The following is an 18,978-nucleotide window of genomic DNA, read 5'->3' on the forward strand; positions in this document are numbered from 1 at the left end:
GATGGAGTTTCCGGGTGTTCCCGGGTCAACGGACCAGCCGCGGGCGGTTATGGTGCCTCCGGAGGCAGTGGTTTCGTCCAGCGATCCGATGGGCGAGGGTGTGGCTCGGGCTTGTACGGTTTGGCATCCGAGGAGGGTGTTGCCGTTGGAGAGTGGGGTGACGGGGATGCCGTAGGCGCAGACTTTGTAGGTGCCGGGCTGGGTGATGGGGATTGTGGCGGTGTAGCCGTGGGGGCCGGGGGCGCCGAGGGCCTGGTTGACGTCGGGGCGGGCTTGGTTGGCGGTGAAGGCGGTTCCTTTGGTGGTTCCGTCGGGTGCGGTGACGTAGATGTGGACGGGGATGGAGTTTCCGGGTGTTCCCGGGTCAACGGACCAGCCGCGGGCGGTTATGGTGCCTCCGGAGGCAGTGGTTTCGTCCAGCGATCCGATGGGCGGAGATACACCGACGATAGTTTTTGACTTACAGCCGAGCTGCGGATTGCCGAATTTTCCGATGGCATATACACAGACCTTGTACGTCCCGGCGGTCGAAACACTAAACGACTGGCTGAAGCCGTGATTTGGACCGACCTGCAAGACCTGGTCTACGTCGGGGCGGGGTCCGTCGGCCGGTATCCCGTAACCCGTAGTCGACCCGTCTGGCCCGGTAATGTAGACGTGCGCCTGGGCCGAGACGCTCGTGTCTGCCATGTCGACTGCCCAGCCCCGTACCCCTAGGGACCAGTTGGAACCCGACGTAACGATGGCGAGATCATCGAAGCTTCCCCGCGGCAGTTGCATCGCCGTAACCGTGACTCCGGCCGCTGACCCTGAGATCCAGTCAATAGATACCCTGGTGCCGGCATGGGTGGTGAATGTCGTGCCCGGCTGCCATGCTTGACGGGGACTGTAGTAGCCAGCTAGTGGCGTCGAGTCTGGTCGAAGGATCAGTGAACCGGCGCCCAACTGTTGAACAATCTTGACACCACGGTTCAGGTTCACGGCTGTCGCTGCGTCATAGCCGACCGGAAGGCGCAGCTCGAGAAAATAGACTTCACCGCTTATTGAATCCGTGAACTTAACGGCGCGGTTGGCGTCGGTGCCGCCCCATGCCGTCAGGGTAAAACTCTTGCGGTCCCTTATTGTGCCCGCGTTGAATATCTCGTCTCCGCGGCCGAAGCCGCCGAAGTCCCAGAGCGACGAACTGATAGTTGGTTGGCTCGTTTGAGAAATGCCCATCAGGTCCATGCTGTCGCCGTATTCACGGATGCTGCAGCTCGCGTCGGCGAAGGTTCCGTCGGGGTTGGTTCCAACGTCTTGGGCACCGCTTCCGCATTCCAGGCTGTTTGCGTGCATGAGTCCCAGGACATGTCCGAATTCGTGCGTCAATACGCTCTTGCTCAACGACCCCGGAAGCGGCATGAGCACGCGTCCGCTGGTTCCGTTGTAGCTCCAGCCCGCACCATAAGCGCCGTCGGAGAGCGTCGGTGACGAAACGAAGACTACAAGGGCGGAATATGAACTAGGCACCCACCCCAGTTCGCCGGCGATAGTGTTCATCATGTCGGGGTACCTCTGGGTCGAGGTGGCCTTGCTGGTGAAATTCTCGGCGCTAGCTACGTTGACGGATATCCGCCCCCCGGGCAACGCTGTCGTGGCAGACATTGTCTGCCAATATGCGCTGGTGGTACTCACAGCCGCCCTAGCATCGGCCTCCGAGATGGCGGCCTTCTTGTCCGCCAGTTGAACCATGACCAGCCGGACCTGGATGGTGCCGGTCCTGGCCGTTGAGTAGGCCTCCGTCGAGACACTTGGGCGCACCATGCCCTTGGCCGTCCGCAGCGGGGGCGTTTGGAAGGTATGAACGTCCATCGGCATGCCGCCGATGACTTCGGGTGCAGTGGTGGCGTCGGGAGACGGGCTATTGCCGCCGAGGACTTCAGTGAAGACAGCCGGGTCGACGGGAGCAGGCCGTGTCGTTGGCGCGGGAGTTGGCGCGGGAGTCGTCGTCGGGGTGCCTGACGGCGCGGCCGGCGCCGGGGATGTACTCGCCGTGGCCGTGGGTGCCGGTGCTGGTTCGGCCCAGGCCGCCGAACCTGCGACTGCCGGCAATGACGCCAGAGAAAGGACCAGCGCCGCGATCCACGCTGTCCTCTTCATTGTTGAATTCACTGTGTGTCTTTCATGAGACAGCCGCCCTGCTGAACGCTCAGCAAGGCGGCCGGGAGACCGGGAAGTGAGGCCAGTCTACGGACGGCAGTCGAACGGACCCGGCAAGCTGCAGCAAACTTTTGGCAAAGATCGAGAATCGTTGCCTAATCTTGAGCAGATCCTGCGGCGTCACCGGCAGGATGCCGTAGGAACCCTACGGGGCTACTGCGAGTTCCAGGGCATTCGCCTCGACGAAGTCCAGGGCATGCCGGATGGCGCCGACGGTGACGACCGTGTCGCCCAGCGGCGAGACCGTCACGCGCGGGGGAGTCGCGGTAAAGCGCGGCAGCGCTGCGGTGATGCCGGGCAGCAGCGCGTCCGCGGAATCCGCGACGGCGCCCCCGATCACCACGAGTTCGGGGTTGATCAGGCTGGCGATGGCAGCGATCACGCGCGCCATCCGCTCCGCGAGCCGGTCCAGGATCGCCAGCGCCGTGGCATTCCCGGCCGCGGCGTCCTCAAACACGCGCCGGGCGTTTACTTTGCCGCCACCGGCCGGTCCGCCGGCCTCGGCCAGCCATTGACGGGCCAGGCTCGCGATACCGTCGCTGGAGCCAACCCCCTGAACCATGTCCAGGAAGCCCATTTCGCCGGCTCCGCCGCCGCGTCCGTGCAACAGCCGGCCGGACTCGAGTACGCCCGCCCCGAGACGCTCACCGGCCAGGAGCACGACGAGGTCATCCACGCCGGGCGCGGACCCGCGCCAGCGCTCGCCGAGTGCGGCCAGGTTCGCGTCGTTTTCCAGCAGCACCCGCCAGCCGTGGAGGTCCGCCAGCGCCGAACGAAGGTCGACGTCGAACAGGCTCCAGAAGTGCTGGGCAGACAGCACGTTGCCGTCACGGTCCACCGGCGCGGCGATGCCGGCGCCCACGGCCAGGACCTTGCCCGGTCTTTCGCCCGCCGCTTCCAGCGCCTGCAGGCAGACCCGGTCCACCAGGCTGATCCGCTCGCCGGCCGGGATGTCCGCCGCGCGGAAGCTGGCGCCGGCGCGGGCGAGGACCGTGCCCCGGAGATCAGCGACGACGGCGGTCGTGGTGGCCGCGCCGATGTCGAGACCCAGGACGACGCCGGCGCGGGCGCTGAGTTCGAAGCGTCGGGCGGGCCGGCCTTTCTGCGGGCTGCCTGCGACCGGGGGGTTCTTCCGCGGTGCGTCCAGTTCACGGATCCAGCCCCGTTGGATGAGCTCCTCGCAGACGGCTATCACTGAAGCCCGGGTGAGTCCGGTGCCAGCCATCAGTTCGGTTCCGGTGGCCACGTCGGCGCCGCGGATGGCCGAGAGCACCGCCTGGGAGTTCACCCGGCGCAGCAGTTGGGGTGTGGCGGCTCGCTGCGGCTTCCGAATCTTGACCTCCCCGTGGAGCCGGACCCATAATTGTTCCGGCAATAGATTTACCTTCTATCTAAATTCTAAGACACACTGTTACCTGACCCAGACACCGCACCCGCCTAAAGGATTCCCCTTGTCGAACACCGCCACGCTGGCAACCCTGTCCGGTTCCGACCTCGCTGCCGACCCCAACTGGTGGCGGCAGGCCGCCGTGTACCAGATCTACCCGCGCAGCTTCTTCGACTCCAACGGTGACGGCCTTGGCGACATCAAGGGCATCTCCGCCAAGGTCCCGTACCTGAAGGCCCTCGGGATCGACGCAGTCTGGCTCTCCCCGTTCTATCCGTCAGCGCTCGCCGACGGCGGCTACGACGTCGACGACTACCGCGCCGTCGACCCTAAGCTGGGCACGCTGGCCGACTTCGACGAGCTGTCCGCCGCGCTGCACGCCGCCGGCATCAAGCTGATCGCGGACATCGTGCCGAACCACTCCTCCAACCGCCACGTTTGGTTCCAGGAAGCACTCGCCTCGCCGCGGGGCTCGGCCGCGCGGGAACGTTACATCTTCCGGGACGGCAAGGGCGAGCACGGCGAGATCCCGCCGTCGGACTGGGAATCCGTATTCGGCGGCCCGGCCTGGGAGCGAATCACCGAGCCGGACGGCACCCCAGGCCAGTGGTACATGCACATCTTTGCCAGGGAACAGCCGGACCTGAACTGGTCCAACCGCGAGGTCCGCGACGACTTCCTCACGACCCTGCGTTTCTGGTCCGACCGGGGCGTGGACGGCTTCCGCGTCGACGTGGCGCACGCCCTGACCAAAGACCTGACCGAGCCGCTGCTGTCCCGGCTGGAATTGGGTGGAGCCAGCGACGGCGCCGACGGCTTTGATGACGGCTCGCACCCGTTCTGGGACCGCGACGAAGTCCACGAGGTCTACCTCGAATGGCGCGAGGTCTTCAACGAGTACAACCCGCCGCGCACCGCCGTCGCCGAGGCCTGGGTGCATGCCAACCGCCGCGCTCGCTACGCCAGCCCGACCGGCCTGGGCCAGGCGTTCAACTTCGACCTGCTGCAGGCCGACTTCAAACCTGACGAGTTCCGCGAGATCATCACCCGCAATCTCGCCGAGGCGACCGATTCCGGCGCCTCGTCCACCTGGGTCTTTTCCAACCACGACGTCGTCCGGCACGCCACCCGCTACGGCCTGCCCCAAGGCGCGGGCCGTCACGCCAAAGGCCAGGACGGCAAGGGCTGGCTGCTGGCCGGCGCCCCGGCCGAGGAACTCGACATCGAACTGGGTCTGCGCCGTGCCCGCGCCGCGACCCTGCTGATGCTGGCACTGCCCGGTTCCGCCTACCTGTACCAGGGCGAGGAACTGGGTTTGCAGGAAGTCGGTGACATCCCGGACGCCCAGCGCCAGGACCCGACCTTCTTCCGCAACAAGGGCGTGGAGATCGGCCGCGACGGCTGCCGGGTACCGCTGCCATGGGCCGCGGAGGGTGCCTCCTTCGGCTTCGGCGCCGGCGGCGCCCACCTGCCGCAGCCGGCCTGGTTCGGCCGCTACGCCGTCGCGGCCCAGGACGGCACCGAGGACTCCACCCTGGAGTTCTACCGGAAGGCCCTGACGCTGCGCCGCGAACTGCAGAGCTCGGAGGACCTGGAATGGCTGGAGACCGGCCACGCTGAGGTGCTGCACTTCCGCCGGCACGGCGGCTGGCAGTCCGTGACCAACTTCGGGGATAACGCCGTCGAGCTGCCCGCCGGCGAGGTGCTGATCAGCAGCGAACCGCTCGACGGGCGGCTGCTCCAGGGCAACACCACCGTCTGGCTGCGGTGACTTTCCTCTCCGGTGAGCCCTCGGGCCGGCCGGGGCAGGAGCTGATTTATGGCTGCATAGGCCTGGGCGGCGGCTGGTCGGCGGTGCCGTACTCGTCCGCGCACGTGGACGAGGCGGCCGCAGCCGTCGACGCCGCACTTGACACCTGCATCACCCTCTTCGACCATGCCGACATTTACCGCAACGGCAAAACCGAGGCGGTCTTCGGCGGGGTGCTGGCCCAAACCCCGGGCCTGCGCGAGCGGATCCGGCTGCAGACCGACTAAGCGGACGTGCTGATGCTGCACCGGCCGGACCCCCGACTGGAGCCGGCGGAGGTGGCCTCCGCCGTACGGCAGCTCATGGCCGAAGGCAGAGTCCGCGCGGTGGGCGTTTCGAATATGTCGGCGCCGCAGATCGAGTTGCTGCGGGACCGGCTCGGGACGCCGGTGGTGGCCGATCAGCTGGAAATGCGCCTGTCCGCGCGGAGCTGGCTGGAAAGCACCGTGCAGGTCAACCATGCCGAGGGCACGGACTAGAGTTTCCCGCACGGCACCATGGAGCACTGCATCAGGCACGGGATCACCCCGCAGGCCTACATGGCGCTGTCCCGCGGACTGTACTCGGACGCGCCGCCCGCGGCGCCGTCGGCCGCAGAGGAGTCGACCGCCGCCCTCGTGGCCGGGATGGCCGCGGAGAAGAAGACGCCCGGGGAAGCGGTCCTGCTCGGCTGGCTGATGAAGCATCCGGCGGGGATCGCCCCGGTGATCGGCACCGCCAAGCCGAAACGGATCAGGGCCTGCGCCGCCGACGTCGCCGCCGCCATGACGTTCTGAGCCCTGAAAACGCGAACTAATGCGCGTCAGATCGTGCCGGAGGTGATTTTGGTCGTATTGGTCGCCCGAAAAGGGATATCGCTTGGCGGCGGACACCCCCGCGCGGCTAGCGTAGAGGCATGACCTCTACAACCACCGCCGGGATTGTCCGGCCCCAACGCAACATCCCGGCCGAAATTGCCCGCTCGTGGCTGCTGGTCAACGCCATGAAGCCGGAGATATTCGGACAGTCGGCAGAGTCCCGCGCCGACGCCATCATCCTGGACATCGAAGACGCGGTGGATCCCTCCCAGAAGGATGCAGCCCGCGAGCACGTCGTGGATTGGCTGACGGCCGGCGGCAGCGCCTGGGTCCGGATCAACGACGCCACCAGCCCCTTCTGGGCCGACGACCTTGCCGGCCTCCGCGGCACGCCGGGACTGCTCGGCGTGATGCTCGCCAAGACCGAGTCCGCTGACCAGGTCACCGAGAGCTTCCACCGCATGGACGGCAAAGTCCCGGTCATCGCGCTGGTCGAGTCCGCGGTCGGCATCGAGGAAGCCAACCAGATCGCCAAGGCCCAGGGCGCCTACCGGCTGGCCTTCGGTTCCGGCGATTTCCGCCGCGACACCGGCATGGCCGCCACGCCCGAGGCGATGGCCTACCCTCGGGCCAAACTCGTCGTCGCCAGCCGTGTCGGCAACCTCCCCGGCCCCATCGACGGCCCCACGGTCGGCACCAACCACCCGATCCTGCGCGAGCAGACCGGCATCACGGTGATGATGGGCATGACCGGTAAGCTCTGCCTCCAGATTGACCAGACCCACATCATCAACGAGGTCATCAGCCCCACGCCCTCCGACGTCGCCTGGGCCACCGACTTTATGGCCGACTTCGAGGCCAACGGCCGAGTCATCCGCGACGGCTCCGACCTGCCCCGCCTGGGCCGCGCCGAGAAGATCATGAAGCTCGCGGTAGCCTTCGGCGTGCAGCCGGCACTGTAGCCGGTACCGGCCCCGGCCCCGGCCCCGGCCCGGCCCGGCCCCGGCCCGGGGGCCGCCCGGCGCCACGTAGAATGGCACAGTGCTGAACGAATTCTGGGCCGCCGCCTCAACCACCTACAAGTTGCTCGTTTTCAGTGCCATGGGCCTGATTGCCGCCGGCATCATCCTGAACCTGGTAGGCAACAACACCGGCAACCAGGGCCTCGCCTTGGCCTCGCTGGCCGTCATCGGGCTCGGACTCGTGCTGCACATCGCCGGGATCGTAGTCCGCGGCCAAACGATCCGGAAACAGCTCAAGCGTTAGCGGCGGCGTTCCGTGACACGTGGCTCCGGGCGTGCCCCACGGCGTCTACCAGGCTGCTGAACAAATGCTTGTGGTGCCGCAGCGACCGGATCACGCCCACGTTGGTCACGAGATCCAGGTGCTGCGGCTGGACGCCCTTGAGCAGCACGGTGACGCCGCGCAGCTCCAGCGCGGAGATCACTTCGACCAGCGTGTGGGCGCCGGTCGCGTCGAGCATCCGGACCTGCGAGAGCCTGATGATCGCGACCTGGATGTCCTTGACCTGACTGATCTCCTGCAAAACCCGTTCAGCGGCGCCAAAGAACATGGCGCCGTCCAGCCGGAAGATGGCGATGTGCCCGTCGCCGGCCGCGGGAGGCCCGGGGATGTCTTCGCGCTGGACCCCGCTGAGTGAGGCGAACTTGCGTAGCGTGAAGAGCGCCGCGGCCACCAGCCCGATCTCGATTGCCACGATCAGGTCGAATGCCACGGTGATCAGCGCGGTCAGGACAAAAACGAACGCATCCGCCCGGGTGGAGCCCAGGACCGCCGCCACGGTCTGCCGTGAGACCATGCGGGTGGCCGTGACCATCAGGACTCCGGCCAGTACCGCCAGCGGTATCCTGCCCACCAGCCCTGCCGCCAGGTAGATGATGGCCAGCAGCACGAGGGCGTGGACGATCGCCGCGAGCCGGGTCCTGGCTCCGGAACGGACGTTGACGGCGGTTCGGGCGATCGCGCCCGTGGCCGGCATGCCGCCGAAGAACCCCGCCGCCACCGAGGCCAGCCCTTGGCCGGTGAGTTCGCGGTCGGGGTTGTACCTTCCGGTGGGCCGGCCGCCGGGACCGGCCGTGCCGGCGGCCACCCGTGCTGAAAGTAGGGACTCAATCGCCGCGAGCGTGGCGATGGACACCGCGGGCATCAGCAGGCCGCCCAGGGCCGACGGGTCCAGGGAAGGCAGCGCCGGCGCGGGCAGGGAATGCGGGAGTGCGCCGATCCGTGGGATCTGCAGATCCATGAGTTCGGCGGCCACGGTGGCGATCAGCACGGCGGTCAGGCTTGCCGGGATGGCCTTGCTGAGCCGGGGAAGCAGGAGCATCACCGCCGTGACGCCGGCCACCACAGCCAGGGTTTGCAATACGGTGGGAGCGGTGGCCCTGGACGCGCTTTCCACCGCTGCCAGCAGGGTGTTATGGCCGGGCGCCCCCGCCGTGCCCGTTGCCATCGGCACCTGCTGTAGAAAGATGATGGCGGCGATGCCCAGGGTGAAGCCCTCGACGACGGGCCACGGGATGAAGGCGACGGCGCGGCCCAGGCCGCTGAGTCCAAGTATGATGACCAGCAGCCCGGCCAGCACGCAGACCACGGCAATGCTGCCGACGCCGTGGGAGGCGACGACCGGGGCCAGGACCACCACCATGGCGCCGGTTGGCCCGGAAACCTGGACGTGGGAGCCGCCCATGACGGCGGCCACCAAGCCGGCCACTACCGCTGTGATGAGACCTGCCTCGGCACCCACCCCGGAGCTCACCCCGAAGGCGAGGGCCAGCGGGAGGGCCACGATGCCCACGGTGATGCCCGCGAGAAGATCCGTCCGCCACGAGGTGCGCAGACCGTCATAGTCGCGGCCGGAGGGCAAAAACCGGGCAAGGTAGCCGCGGGCGCCGCGGGCTGCTGTCCCGGCCGTCATGAGGCGGAGCCCGGGAGGTGCGCGGCCGGCAGTTCCTGCGCGAGCCGGAGTTGTTCGCCGGAATCCGCCAGGCTGTCCAGCAGGAACGTCCGGGAAATGGCGAGCAGTTCCGCAATTTTCGGGTGGGCCAGCCGGTAGGTCACGACGTTTGCGGTCCGGACCGAAGTCACCACCCGGTGCCGGCGGAGTGTGGCCAGATGTTGGGACAGATGCGAGGCTTCCAGCCCGGTCTCGGCCAGCAGATAGCTGACCTGCGCGGCGGTGTCCGGCGCGGCTGCCAGCAATTCCAGAACCCGGATCCGGGCCGGGTGGGCGAGGGCCTTGAACAGGTTGGCCTTGATTTCGTACAAAGGGGTTTGCGCTGCGGAAATCACGGCTGGCCTGCGCTTTCTCGGCATACGACGGAAATACGGCCGCATGAATTTATGAATTGATGTTTCCATCATATCAAGCGTGGGCAACGGGCCGCCGCCAAGCTGACACGCGGAGGGCCGGCCGGAGGCAGGGCGCTAGGCTGGAACCATGACTATAAATCCGGATCTGCAGGGCCGCAGTTACCCTGCCGCAGAGGTGTACGACGTTGGCCGCGAGAAGATCCGCGAGTTCGCGCGGGCGGTCAAGGCGACCCACCCCGCCCACTTTGAGGTCGACGCCGCCATGGCGCTGGGCCACCGTGACCTCGTGGCCCCGCCCACCTTTGCGATCATCGTGGCGCAACGCGCCGATGCGCAGCTGATCGAGGACCCGGAATCCGGTATTGACTTCTCCCGCGTGGTCCACGCCGACCAGCGCTTCGTCCATCACCGCCCGATTGTCGCGGGGGACCGGCTCGTCGCCGAACTGCACGTCGACGGCGTCCGCGCCATGGGCGGCGGCGCCATGATCACCACCCGCTCCGAAATCTTCGCCCTTTCCGGCACCGCGGCCGGCACCGAAGCGGGCAACGAGCCCGGTACCGTGGCGCGCGAAGCCGTCGCCACCGCCACCTCGTCCATTCTTGTCCGCGGAGAGGAACAGTAGCCATGCGCCCCACACTTTCAGACCTGACCGTCGGTCAGGCCCTCGGCAGCCGAAGCATCGAGGTCACCCGCACCGACCTGGTCAAATACGCCGGTGCCTCCGGCGACTTCAATCCGATCCATTGGAACGAGGGGTTCGCAACAGACGTGGGCCTGCCCGGCGTGATCGCCCACGGCATGTTCACTATGGGGGTGGCCGTCCAACTTGTGACCGACTGGGCCGGCGACCCGGCAGCGGTGGTGGACTTTCAGACCCGCTTCAGCAAGCCTGTCCCGGTGGCCGACACGACGGGGAACGCTGCCGCCGGTGCGGTGATCGAGGTCAGCGGCGCCATCGGAGCGCTCGACGCCGACGCCGGCACCGCCCGCGTGGACCTCGCCGTCGTCGTGGGCGGGGCGAAAGTTCTCATGAAGGCCCAGGCCGTCGTCAGGCTGGCCTGACCGGAGGAGGCTGCCGTGAGGGTGCGTGACGCGCCGTCCGACGAGGTTAGACGGTGGCGCAACGCCGTCGTGGTCGCCTATGGCTCCAGCGGCATCGCCTTCGCCAGCTGGGTGTCCCGGCTGCCGGCTATCCGTGACGGGCTGGACCTGACCCCCGGCAACGTCGGGCTACTGCTGTTGTGCATGACGCTGGGTTCCTTTGTCTCGGTGTCAGCGTCCGGGTTGATCGTTTTGCGTTTCGGGTCCAAGCAGACCATTCGGATCGGCAGCATCATGGTCGGTGCCGGGCTGGTTCTCGCCGGGTTCGGGACGTCGGTCCTGGTCAACCCGGTGGCGGTCGCGGCCGGACTGGCCGTGGTGGGTCTCGGCACCGCCAGTTGGAACACGGCCTCGAACGTGGAAGGCGCCGCCGTCGAGCGAGCGGTGCGACGGCACATCATGCCCCGGCTGCACGGCTCGTTCAGCCTGGGAACGGTCGCCGGGGCAGGAGCGGGCGCCTGGGCTGCCGGCGCGGGGGTGCCGGTCTTCTGGCACCTGGCCGTGGTCGGACTCCTGGTCGCGTGCTCCGTGGCCACGGCCGCCGGCTGGTTCCGTGCCGACATCACCCCGGTCTATGCGGAGAAGGCCTTCAGGCCGGCCGGCCCGGACACCTTCGATGATCCCTCCACCGGTCCGTTACCCATTGTCAGCCAGGCCACGCAGGGCCCTGAAGCGCCGCTGGATAACAAGCGGCAGATCGCACAGGCTTGGCGCGACCGCCGGACCCTGCTGCTGGGCGTCCTGGTGCTGGGGCTGGCACTGGCCGAGGGGGCAGCCGGGGACTGGGTGGCGCTGGCGCTCGCCGACGGCCACGGCCAGTCCGATGCCGCCGGAGCCGCCGGCTACGGTCTCTTCGTCACGTTCATGACAGTCGGCCGCTTTGCCGGCACCTTGGTCCTTGACCGCTACGGCCGGGTCCCGGTGATGCGCTGGTGCGCGGCGCTGGCCGTGGCGGGGCTGGGTCTGTTCGTCTTCGCGCCGGTTCCCTGGCTGGCGTACGTGGCGCTGGCCATCTGGGGGCTGGGCGCCTCGCTGGGCTTCCCGGTGGGCATGTCCGCCGCAGCGGACGATCCGGTCAAGGCCGCGGCGCGCGTCTCCGTGGTCTCCACCATCGGATACGGGGCGTTCCTCTGCGGACCGCCCCTGCTGGGCCTGCTGGCCGAACACGTCGGCATCCTGCATTCGCTACTGGCAGTCATGGTGATGCTTCTGGTCAGCTTCGTGCTCTCGCCGGTGGCCCGCAAGGCCGGCTGACCCGAACCCGGCTAGGCTGGAGAGGTGACCCAGACCCTGCTTTCCACCCTGACTACGGCCCGCGTCGGCGGCCCCGCCGCCAACTACATCGAAGCCGTGACCGAGGCGGGGATCATCGACGCCGTCCGTGAGGCCGACGCCGGCGGCGAGCCACTGCTGATCATCGGCGGCGGCTCCAACCTGCTGGTCGCCGACGCGGGGTTCCCCGGCACCGTCTTGAAAATCGCTTCGACGGGCTTCGCGGTCAACGCGGAGGACTCCTGTGGCGGGGTCGCCGTCGTGGTCCAGGCGGGCCACAACTGGGACGCCCTCGTGGAGCACGCCGTCAAGCATGCCTGGTCGGGCATCGAGGCGCTATCCGGTATTCCCGGTGCCACCGGCGCGACCCCGGTGCAGAACGTTGGTGCCTACGGCTCAGACGTGTCGCAGACCATCGCTGCTGTACGCACCTGGGACCGCGAACGCAATGCGATGCAGACGTTTACCAACTCGGAGCTGAAGTTCGGGTACCGCGATTCCATCCTCAAGCAGGCGACGTCCGGCGGGTCCCCGCGTTATGTGGTGCTTACGGTGGAATTCCAGCTGCCGCTGGGCCGGATGAGCGCGCCGATCCGCTATGCGGAGCTGGCCCGGACCCTCGGCGTCGAAGTCGGCAAGCGGGCCTACGCCAACGACGTCCGGCGCGAGGTGCTCCGGCTGAGGGCGTCCAAGGGCATGGTCCTGGACCCGGCGGATCGGGACACCTGGTCCACCGGCTCGTTCTTCACGAATCCGATCGTGCCGGCGGAGGTCGCCGCCGGTCTGCCGGAGGACGCCCCGCGCTACCCCGCTGGCCCCGACGGTTTGACCAAACTCTCCGCCGCCTGGCTGATCGACCACGCCGACTATCGAAAGGGCTTCGGGCTGGAAGCCGGGAGCGTCTCCGGAGGCCGGGCCTCGCTGTCGACCAAGCACACCCTGGCCATCACTAACAGGGGCGGGGCCAGCGCGGAAGACCTGCTGGCGATCGCCCGCGAGGTGCGCCGCGGCGTCGTCGAGCGTTTCGGCGTTGAGCTGCAGCCCGAGCCGCTGCTGATCGGCATGGAGCTCTAAATAAGACGCCCGGGTGCGCCGGCGGCAGCCATGAGCATGGCCGTTGCCGACGTCAGCGCCCCGAGAGCGGCAAGCAGCACGCGAATCCGGACAAGGCGTGGGTGCGTCCGCCAGTCGCGCAGCAGCCGGACCCTGACCGCCAGTCGGTTTGCCGTGCTGCCGCCCATAGCTGCCACCGCGCAACCTCCGGCCAGCCCAACTAGGCCGGCGGCCAGATAGGGTTCCGTATCCCGGCCAGCGGCCTGGCTGAGGAGTGCTCCGACCATTGCGGCAGCCCCGGCCAGCACGGCCAGGGTTGCCAAGGCCATCCAGCGGGTCCTGGCTCGATCTAACATCCTCAGCAAACTCCGCAAAATCATCCGGACAGCCTAATAGGCCGGACGTCGCTGTTGGAACCCTAGTTCCTACCTCGGCGCGGGGCCACCTTGCTGAAAAGCATGAAGGTGAAGCCGGACGCCGCCGCGCCAAGGAGGAAAACCTGGCAGAACGCCACCGACTGAGCGCTGGGGCCGCTGCGCAGCACGAGCCCGGCACAGGCGAAAGCCACCGCCCCGGCCAGCAGCACCACGGAGCCCAGCAGGAAACTCTGAACGGTGGCCGGGAACTCCGCGGCGGTGTCAAGCTCGACGTCGGGGGCTTCGGCCTCGTGCGGTGCCGGGGGTCGCGGCTGGAGCGTGGCCGCCGTGACGAAACTGGCAACCGCGACGGCCATGCAGACCGCGGAAAGCATCTGGAACGTCGCCATCAGGGACGAAAGGCGGGTGCCGCCGGCAATAGCGACGGCGAGGCCGGCCGCCATCCCGGCCGCGCTGGAAGCCCAGCCCAGCAGGGCCAGCCTCCTGCACAGAGGCCGCAGGCGCGGCCACACATCACCCAGAGTCATGCATCCACCTTAAGGAACCCGGCTGGGCACATGCTGGGAAGGCCCCGGGCACTTACCGGGCACTTACGGGCAGGTACCGGACCGGACCGGACCGGATCGGAAAGTCGGGGGACGGACCTAGGATGTTCCCATGGCAGCAGTGAGGCGTACGCGGCTGAGCCGGGCCGTCATGGGCCGGCTCCGCCTGGCCTCGCATGGGCTCGCCGGCCCCGGTTTCGGGTCCGCCCCTGGAGCCGTACGGTCGATGACCGCCCTGCAGGCACAGGACCTTCAGGCCTCGCTCTGGGCCGTGGGGCAGCGCGTCCCGGGCTCCCGCGTGTCCGACGTCCGTTCCGCCCTGGACCGCGGCGAGATCGTCCGTTCCTGGCCTATGCGCGGCACCTTGCACCTGCTCGCTCCGGAGGACCTGCGGTGGATCTTGGACATCACCTCCGGCCGTTTGATCAGGGCCCTTACCGGACGCCACCGGGACCTCGGCATCTCAGCCGCGGATGTTGACGCTGCCGCCGAGGCTGCGCTGCTGCGGGTCGCCGGACGGGCGGCCGCCAGCCGGGCGGAGCTGTTCCAGGCTTTCGAACAGGCCGGCCAGTCCACGGCCGGCCAGCGCGGCATCCATCTGCTGGCGGTGCTGTGCCAGCGCGGGCTGCTGGTTCAGGGCCCGCTGGCCGGGAACCAGCAGCTGATGGTGGCCTTTGACGACTGGATCACCGAGTCGCGGAGCTTGGGGCGCGCGGAAGGCATTGCAGAGTGGCTGTTGCGCTATTTCCGCAGCCACGGCCCCGCCACCGAACGCGACTTCGCCTGGTGGTCCGGAATTCCGCTGACGGAAACCCGGGCAGCACTCGCCGAGGTCCGGCACCAGCTGGCGGAGTTGCAATTCGAGGGGACGCGGTACTGGCTCTCGCCGGAGACGGCGGCCCTGCTCGACGAGGGCGTGCCCGGTGCGCGCACCGTGCTGGCCCTGCCCGGATTCGACGAATTCCTGCTGGGCTACACCGACCGGTCCATCGTGCTGCCCGCACAGCACGCGGACAGGATCGTCCCCGGCGGCAACGGGATATTCAAAAAAACCCTCGTGGCCGGCGGCGAAGTGGTCGGCACCTGGGCGGGCCCAGCAAAGGGCCGCGGCGCCGCCGTCGTGCCGGAGCCCTTTGACGGCGTTAACGGACTGCGGCCCGCGGCTCTTAAATCCTTCGAGCTGCAGGCCGCAAAATACCGCCGGTTCCTGGGAATTGATGCTCCCTAGCTGCGCCTAGAGCGTGCCGGTGGCGATGTTGAGCATACGCCGCAGCGGCTCCGCGGCGCCCCACAGGAGCTGGTCGCCCACGGTGAAGGCGCTGATGTATTCCGGGCCCATCTCCAGCTTGCGGATTCGGCCCACCGGGATGTCCAGGGTGCCGGACGCCGCCACCGGGGTGAGGTCCGCCATCGAGGCTTCCTTGGTGTTGGGCACCACCGTGGCCCATTCATTGTCCGCGTCGAGCAGCTTCTCGATCTCGGCGACGGAAAGGTCCTCGCGGAGCTTGAGCGTGAGCGCCTGGGAATGTGAGCGCATGGCGCCGATCCGGACGCACAGGCCGTCCATGATCACCCGGTCCGCGCCAGAGGTGCCCAGGATCTTGTTGGTTTCCACCCCGGCCTTCCACTCTTCCTTGGACTGGCCGTTGCCGAGGTCCGCGTCGATCCAGGGGATCAGCGAGCCGGCCAGCGGCACGCCGAACTGGGTGGCGTCGATCTCGGTGCGCTGGTGGGCCAGGACCTTGCGGTCGATTTCCAGGATGGCCGACGCCGGGTCCTCCAGTTCGCTGCTGACCTCGGCGTTGAGCGTGCCGAACTGGCTCAGCAGTTCGCGCATGTGCCGGGCGCCGCCGCCGGACGCGGCCTGGTAGGTCATGGAGGTGCCCCATTCGACCAGGCCGTTCTTGAACAGGCCGCCGAGGCCCATCAGCATGCAGGAGACCGTGCAGTTGCCGCCGATGTAGTCCTTCACCCCGCCGGAGAGGCCGGCGTCGATGACATCGCGGTTGATCGGATCGAGCACGATGATCGAGTCGTCGCTCATGCGCAAGGTGGAGGCGGCGTCGATCCACAGGCCGTCCCAGCCGCGGCCGCGCAGTTCGCCGTGGACTTGCTTGGTATAGTCGCCGCCCTGGGCGGTGACGATGATCGGCAGCTTCGCCAGCGTTTCAACGTCGAACGCGTCCTCGAGACGGCCGGCCGCGCCTGCCGCCGCGCCGGCAATGTCCGGGGCGGCGCCGCCGGCGTTCGAGGTGGAGAAGAAGACCGGGTTGATGTTGGCGAAGTCGCCCTCGTCCTGCATACGCTGCATCAGGACGGAGCCGACCATGCCACGCCAACCGACCAGTCCGACGGACGGGGTAGCTGCTGTAGTCATTGGGCCAGTTTAGACTTTGCGGCGGCGGGCCCGCAGTCGGTTACGTCACGGTCTGGTGGCCGGTACCGCTACTGGCCGTCGTGCTCCGCCAGCAGCGCGCTCTTTCGCCGACGCAGCGCGAATACCGCACCGAAAGCGAACACCTGGGTGACGATGACGAGCACCAGCGCGCCGGCGATCTTGTTGCCGCCGAGGATCATGGTCAGTCCCACGATCGCAGACAACAGCGCCAGCAGGGGCAGCAGCATGTAGCCGAGGACAAAGAGGGTTTCAGGCTTCCGAAGCACTATTACCCCTCCGTCCGGCGCCACAGGGTGACGCGGTAGCGGGTGCCGTTCGCGGCGGTCAGCCAGCCGTCCGCCGGCAGGCTGGCCTCAGCGGTCCAGTCGTAACCGAGTTCCGGCGCGAAGGTGTCGCCTTCCGTGGTGGCGTCGATGGTTGTTACCACGGCGACGTCGGCCAGGTCGAGGGACTGCGTGAAGATTTCGCCGCCGCCAATGATCCAGACCATTTCCTGGCCCGGCGCGAACTGGGACTCCAGCAGGGCGTCGTCGAGCGACCGGACCGCGACCGCACCTTCTGCCTCGGGCTTCCCGGCCCAGTCTTCCTGCCGGGTGATGACGAGGTTCGTCCGGCCGGGCAGCGGCCGGTACCTGTCCGGGAAGGAGTCCCAGGTCTTGCGGCCCATGACGACGGGGTGCCCGGCCGTGAGCCGGCTGAAGTGCGCCATGTCTTCGGGTAGGTGCCAGGGCATGGAACCGGCCAGGCCGATCACGCCCGTGTTCGTCTGCGCCCACAACAGTCCGAGCCCGGTGAGGGTGGCTCGGAGCTGTTCGGTGAAATCGACCGGTTCGATGGGGGGGCTGGTTTCGTTGTTCATACGGCTATCGGCGCCTTAATCGTGGGGTGGTGCTGGTAGCCGACCACCTCGAAATCCTCGAGGGTGTAGTCGAAAATGGACTCGGGTTTGCGGGTGATTTTCAGCTGCGGATAGTCGTACGGTTCCCGGCGCAGCTGGGTGAGGACCTGGTCCAGGTGGTTTTCGTAGATGTGGACGTCGCCGCCGGTCCAGACGAACTCGCCTGGTTCCAGCCCGGTCTGCTGGGCCAGCATGCAGGTCAGCAGTGCGTAGGAGGCGATGTTGAAGGGTACGCCCAGGAAGGTGTCCGCCGAGCGCTGGTACAGCTGGCAGGACAGTTTGCCGTCGGCGACGTAGAACTGGAAGAAGGCGTGGCACGGCGGCAGGGCCATGTTCTTGAGCTCGGCCACGTTCCAGGCCGAGACGATGTGGCGGCGTGAGTCGGGGTTGCTCTTGAGGTTTTCCACCAGCTCCGCGATCTGGTCGATGTGTCCGCCGTCGGGGGTGGGCCAGGAGCGCCACTGCACTCCGTAGACCGGGCCGAGTTCGCCGTCGGCCCCGGCCCATTCGTTCCAGATGGTGACGCCCTGGTCCTGCATCCACTTCGCGTTGCTGTCCCCGCGCAGGAACCATAGCAGCTCCACGGCGACGGACTTGAAGTGCACGCGCTTGGTGGTGATCAGCGGGAAGCTTCTGCCCAGATCGAAGCGGAGCTGCCGGCCGAACACGCTCCGGGTGCCCGTTCCGGTGCGGTCCGATTTGTGCGTGCCCTGCTCCAGGACATCGCGCAGCAGGTCTTCATAGGGCGTTGGGATGCTCACGCCCCCAGTCTACTGAAAACTGCCAGTCTGTTGAGAACTGCCAGCTACGCCGTGCTCAGACGGCGCCGGGGCCGAGGACCCTAGTCGTCGAACGGCCGGAACTGCTCCACGGCCACGATCTTACCCTTGGCACGTGAAACGTGGCAGACCAGGATTTCGCCGGGCGAGAGATATGGGTCGGTGGCCGGCAGGAGCGCCCGCAGCCGCGAGTTCATGTGCTTGCCCAGCTGTGCGAAGACCGTGGGCAGGACGGGACGGTGGGTGCACAGGGCCACGGCACGTTCTTTGTCGATAAGGGTCTCGATGACGTTCGCGGCTTTGTGCGGGGTCCGGCCATGCCGGTGCTCCGTCAGGGAATCGTCCAGCTTGACCTTCGCGTCGACGGCCTTGGCATACGGCGCGACGGTGGCCACGCAGCGAAGCCACGGGCTGGTCACCACCCGCGAGGGCCGCCAGGCCTGCAACAGCCGCCCCGCGGCCTGGGCCTGCCGGGTCCCCGTGGCAGCCAGCGGACGGTCGCCCTCGGCCTTGGACCAGGATGAGCGCGGCTTGGCCTTCGCGTGGCGGATGACCAGCAACGGCCAGGTCGTCAGTTCTCCGCGGGAATGGGCGGCGACGAGGTGCTCCAGCGGGACACGGTCGCCGGGGTTGCTCAGCAGGCCGGCTGCTCTCTCCGGCGAACACCACAGAACGCTGTCCACCTCCTTGCCGTCCGGGTGGAGCGGGGCGCCGTCGACGTCGACAGCCCAGTAGTGCACCACCTTCAACCCCGCCTGCACGTGGTAGTGGATCGGCGGCAGCGGGATGCCGAGGGGTGCCTGGAGGCCTATTTCCTCCTCCACCTCCCGGGCAGCGCACTCGGGAACGGTCTCGCCCGGGTCGAGCTTGCCCTTGGGCCAGGACCAGTCGTCATATCGGGGACGGTGGATCAGCAGGACCTCAAGCTCGTCCTTGTTGACACGCCACGGCAGGGCGCCGGCGGCCACGACCGCAATCGCCTCGCCGGGATGGTCCGTCTGGTCCGCAATCAGTGAATCGCTACTCACA

General features: G+C 67.9%; 19 protein-coding genes and 1 pseudogene. 9 read left to right on the forward strand and 11 right to left on the reverse strand.

Translation table 11 applies throughout. From position 1 onward, the window contains the following. Together ABIB14_RS02540 and ABIB14_RS02545 are read right to left on the reverse strand one after the other, a co-directional pair. Nucleotides 1-2,139: M43 family zinc metalloprotease (locus ABIB14_RS02540; RefSeq protein WP_354233855.1), on the reverse strand; the 2,139-nt coding region annotated here is incomplete at its 3' end. 205 nt (nt 2,140-2,344) lie between these two features. Beyond that, nucleotides 2,345-3,574, reverse strand: coding sequence for an ROK family protein (locus tag ABIB14_RS02545; protein ID WP_354233856.1), 1,230 nt, complete (start codon nt 3,572-3,574; stop codon nt 2,345-2,347). Nucleotides 3,575-3,650: 76 nt separating this feature from the next. Here ABIB14_RS02545 and ABIB14_RS02550 point away from each other — a divergent pair, with 76 nt between their 5' ends. From ABIB14_RS02550 to ABIB14_RS02565, 4 genes and pseudogenes are all read left to right on the forward strand, one after another. Then, nucleotides 3,651-5,357: a glycoside hydrolase family 13 protein gene (locus ABIB14_RS02550; RefSeq protein ID WP_354233857.1), complete on the forward strand. Its 1,707-nt coding sequence runs from the start codon at nt 3,651-3,653 to the stop codon at nt 5,355-5,357. After that, nucleotides 5,354-6,172: pseudogene (locus tag ABIB14_RS02555) on the forward strand (aldo/keto reductase). Before ABIB14_RS02550 ends, ABIB14_RS02555 begins: the two are co-directional and overlap by 4 nt. A 119-nt stretch (nt 6,173-6,291) precedes the next feature. Then, the gene (locus ABIB14_RS02560; protein ID WP_354233858.1) at nt 6,292-7,155 is read left to right on the forward strand and encodes an HpcH/HpaI aldolase/citrate lyase family protein; all 864 of its coding nucleotides are present in this window, start codon (nt 6,292-6,294) and stop codon (nt 7,153-7,155) included. A 79-nt stretch (nt 7,156-7,234) separates the two neighbouring features. After that, nucleotides 7,235-7,459, forward strand: coding sequence for a DUF3188 domain-containing protein (locus tag ABIB14_RS02565; protein ID WP_354233859.1), 225 nt, complete (start codon nt 7,235-7,237; stop codon nt 7,457-7,459). On the opposite strand, the gene ABIB14_RS02570 is transcribed toward ABIB14_RS02565, so the two are convergent. Together ABIB14_RS02570 and ABIB14_RS02575 are read right to left on the reverse strand one after the other, a co-directional pair. Then, nucleotides 7,449-9,128 (reverse strand): SulP family inorganic anion transporter, encoded by a 1,680-nt coding sequence (locus ABIB14_RS02570; protein WP_354233860.1) that lies wholly within the window; start codon nt 9,126-9,128, stop codon nt 7,449-7,451. The genes ABIB14_RS02565 and ABIB14_RS02570 overlap by 11 nt on opposite strands. Beyond that, nucleotides 9,125-9,502, reverse strand: coding sequence for an ArsR/SmtB family transcription factor (locus tag ABIB14_RS02575; protein ID WP_354233862.1), 378 nt, complete (start codon nt 9,500-9,502; stop codon nt 9,125-9,127). The genes ABIB14_RS02570 and ABIB14_RS02575 overlap by 4 nt, the downstream gene beginning before the upstream one ends. Before the next feature lie 148 nt (nt 9,503-9,650). Between ABIB14_RS02575 and ABIB14_RS02580 the strand changes: the two genes are divergently transcribed. The 4 genes from ABIB14_RS02580 to ABIB14_RS02595 are packed head-to-tail and all read left to right on the forward strand — an operon-like array spanning nt 9,651 to nt 12,973. Beyond that, complete coding sequence (locus ABIB14_RS02580) at nt 9,651-10,148, forward strand: FAS1-like dehydratase domain-containing protein (RefSeq protein ID WP_354233864.1); 498 nt, start codon at nt 9,651-9,653, stop codon at nt 10,146-10,148. Between the two features lie 2 nt (nt 10,149-10,150). Then, nucleotides 10,151-10,588 (forward strand): MaoC family dehydratase, encoded by a 438-nt coding sequence (locus ABIB14_RS02585; RefSeq protein WP_354233866.1) that lies wholly within the window; start codon nt 10,151-10,153, stop codon nt 10,586-10,588. 15 nt (nt 10,589-10,603) lie between these two features. After that, nucleotides 10,604-11,881 carry an MFS transporter gene (locus ABIB14_RS02590; RefSeq protein ID WP_354233867.1) on the forward strand — a complete coding sequence of 426 codons (1,278 nt, stop codon included), beginning with the start codon at nt 10,604-10,606 and terminating at the stop codon, nt 11,879-11,881. A gap of 24 nt (nt 11,882-11,905) precedes the next feature. Further along, nucleotides 11,906-12,973 carry a UDP-N-acetylmuramate dehydrogenase gene (locus tag ABIB14_RS02595; RefSeq protein ID WP_354233868.1) on the forward strand — a complete coding sequence of 356 codons (1,068 nt, stop codon included), beginning with the start codon at nt 11,906-11,908 and terminating at the stop codon, nt 12,971-12,973. Here ABIB14_RS02595 and ABIB14_RS02600 read toward each other — a convergent pair. Both ABIB14_RS02600 and ABIB14_RS02605 read right to left on the reverse strand, forming a co-directional pair. Beyond that, on the reverse strand, nt 12,970-13,281 hold the full coding sequence (locus ABIB14_RS02600) for a hypothetical protein (RefSeq protein WP_354233869.1): 312 nt from the start codon (nt 13,279-13,281) through the stop codon (nt 12,970-12,972). The two genes, ABIB14_RS02595 and ABIB14_RS02600, sit on opposite strands and share 4 nt — an antisense overlap. Before the next feature lie 89 nt (nt 13,282-13,370). After that, nucleotides 13,371-13,856 carry a hypothetical protein gene (locus tag ABIB14_RS02605; RefSeq protein ID WP_354233870.1) on the reverse strand — a complete coding sequence of 162 codons (486 nt, stop codon included), beginning with the start codon at nt 13,854-13,856 and terminating at the stop codon, nt 13,371-13,373. Nucleotides 13,857-13,986: 130 nt separating this feature from the next. Here ABIB14_RS02605 and ABIB14_RS02610 point away from each other — a divergent pair, with 130 nt between their 5' ends. Beyond that, nucleotides 13,987-15,102: a winged helix DNA-binding domain-containing protein gene (locus ABIB14_RS02610; protein ID WP_354233871.1), complete on the forward strand. Its 1,116-nt coding sequence runs from the start codon at nt 13,987-13,989 to the stop codon at nt 15,100-15,102. Between the two features lie 6 nt (nt 15,103-15,108). On the opposite strand, the gene asd is transcribed toward ABIB14_RS02610, so the two are convergent. From asd to ABIB14_RS02635, 5 genes are all read right to left on the reverse strand, one after another. Beyond that, nucleotides 15,109-16,251, reverse strand: coding sequence for an aspartate-semialdehyde dehydrogenase (gene asd, locus ABIB14_RS02615; protein WP_354233872.1), 1,143 nt, complete (start codon nt 16,249-16,251; stop codon nt 15,109-15,111). A gap of 68 nt (nt 16,252-16,319) precedes the next feature. Next, a complete protein-coding gene (locus ABIB14_RS02620) occupies nt 16,320-16,538 on the reverse strand; it encodes an NF038396 family protein (protein WP_354233873.1) in 219 nt (72 codons plus the stop codon). 2 nt (nt 16,539-16,540) lie between these two features. After that, the gene (locus ABIB14_RS02625; RefSeq protein ID WP_354233875.1) at nt 16,541-17,131 is read right to left on the reverse strand and encodes a dihydrofolate reductase; all 591 of its coding nucleotides are present in this window, start codon (nt 17,129-17,131) and stop codon (nt 16,541-16,543) included. After that, the gene (locus tag ABIB14_RS02630) at nt 17,128-17,931 is read right to left on the reverse strand and encodes a thymidylate synthase (protein ID WP_354233876.1); all 804 of its coding nucleotides are present in this window, start codon (nt 17,929-17,931) and stop codon (nt 17,128-17,130) included. The genes ABIB14_RS02625 and ABIB14_RS02630 overlap by 4 nt, the downstream gene beginning before the upstream one ends. 80 nt (nt 17,932-18,011) lie before the next feature. Beyond that, on the reverse strand, nt 18,012-18,977 hold the full coding sequence (locus tag ABIB14_RS02635; RefSeq protein WP_354233877.1) for an NUDIX hydrolase: 966 nt from the start codon (nt 18,975-18,977) through the stop codon (nt 18,012-18,014). Between the last annotated feature and the right edge of the window lies 1 nt (nt 18,978).

It is taken from the genome of Arthrobacter sp. UYEF3 (genome assembly GCF_040546245.1).
Lineage (GTDB): Bacteria > Actinomycetota > Actinomycetes > Actinomycetales > Micrococcaceae > Arthrobacter.

Excerpts from the sequence above, each read along its gene's own strand:
- ABIB14_RS02560 (WP_354233858.1), top strand. The coding sequence starts at position 6,292 with ATGACCTCTACAACCACCGCCGGGATTGTCCGGCCCCAACGCAACATC.
- ABIB14_RS02570 (WP_354233860.1), bottom strand. The coding sequence starts at position 9,128 with ATGACGGCCGGGACAGCAGCCCGCGGCGCCCGCGGCTACCTTGCCCGG.
- ABIB14_RS02580 (WP_354233864.1), top strand. The coding sequence starts at position 9,651 with ATGACTATAAATCCGGATCTGCAGGGCCGCAGTTACCCTGCCGCAGAG.
- ABIB14_RS02585 (WP_354233866.1), top strand. The coding sequence starts at position 10,151 with ATGCGCCCCACACTTTCAGACCTGACCGTCGGTCAGGCCCTCGGCAGC.
- ABIB14_RS02600 (WP_354233869.1), bottom strand. The coding sequence starts at position 13,281 with ATGGCCTTGGCAACCCTGGCCGTGCTGGCCGGGGCTGCCGCAATGGTC.
- ABIB14_RS02605 (WP_354233870.1), bottom strand. The coding sequence starts at position 13,856 with ATGACTCTGGGTGATGTGTGGCCGCGCCTGCGGCCTCTGTGCAGGAGG.
- ABIB14_RS02610 (WP_354233871.1), top strand. The coding sequence starts at position 13,987 with ATGGCAGCAGTGAGGCGTACGCGGCTGAGCCGGGCCGTCATGGGCCGG.
- asd (WP_354233872.1), bottom strand. The coding sequence starts at position 16,251 with ATGACTACAGCAGCTACCCCGTCCGTCGGACTGGTCGGTTGGCGTGGC.
- ABIB14_RS02625 (WP_354233875.1), bottom strand. The coding sequence starts at position 17,131 with ATGAACAACGAAACCAGCCCCCCCATCGAACCGGTCGATTTCACCGAA.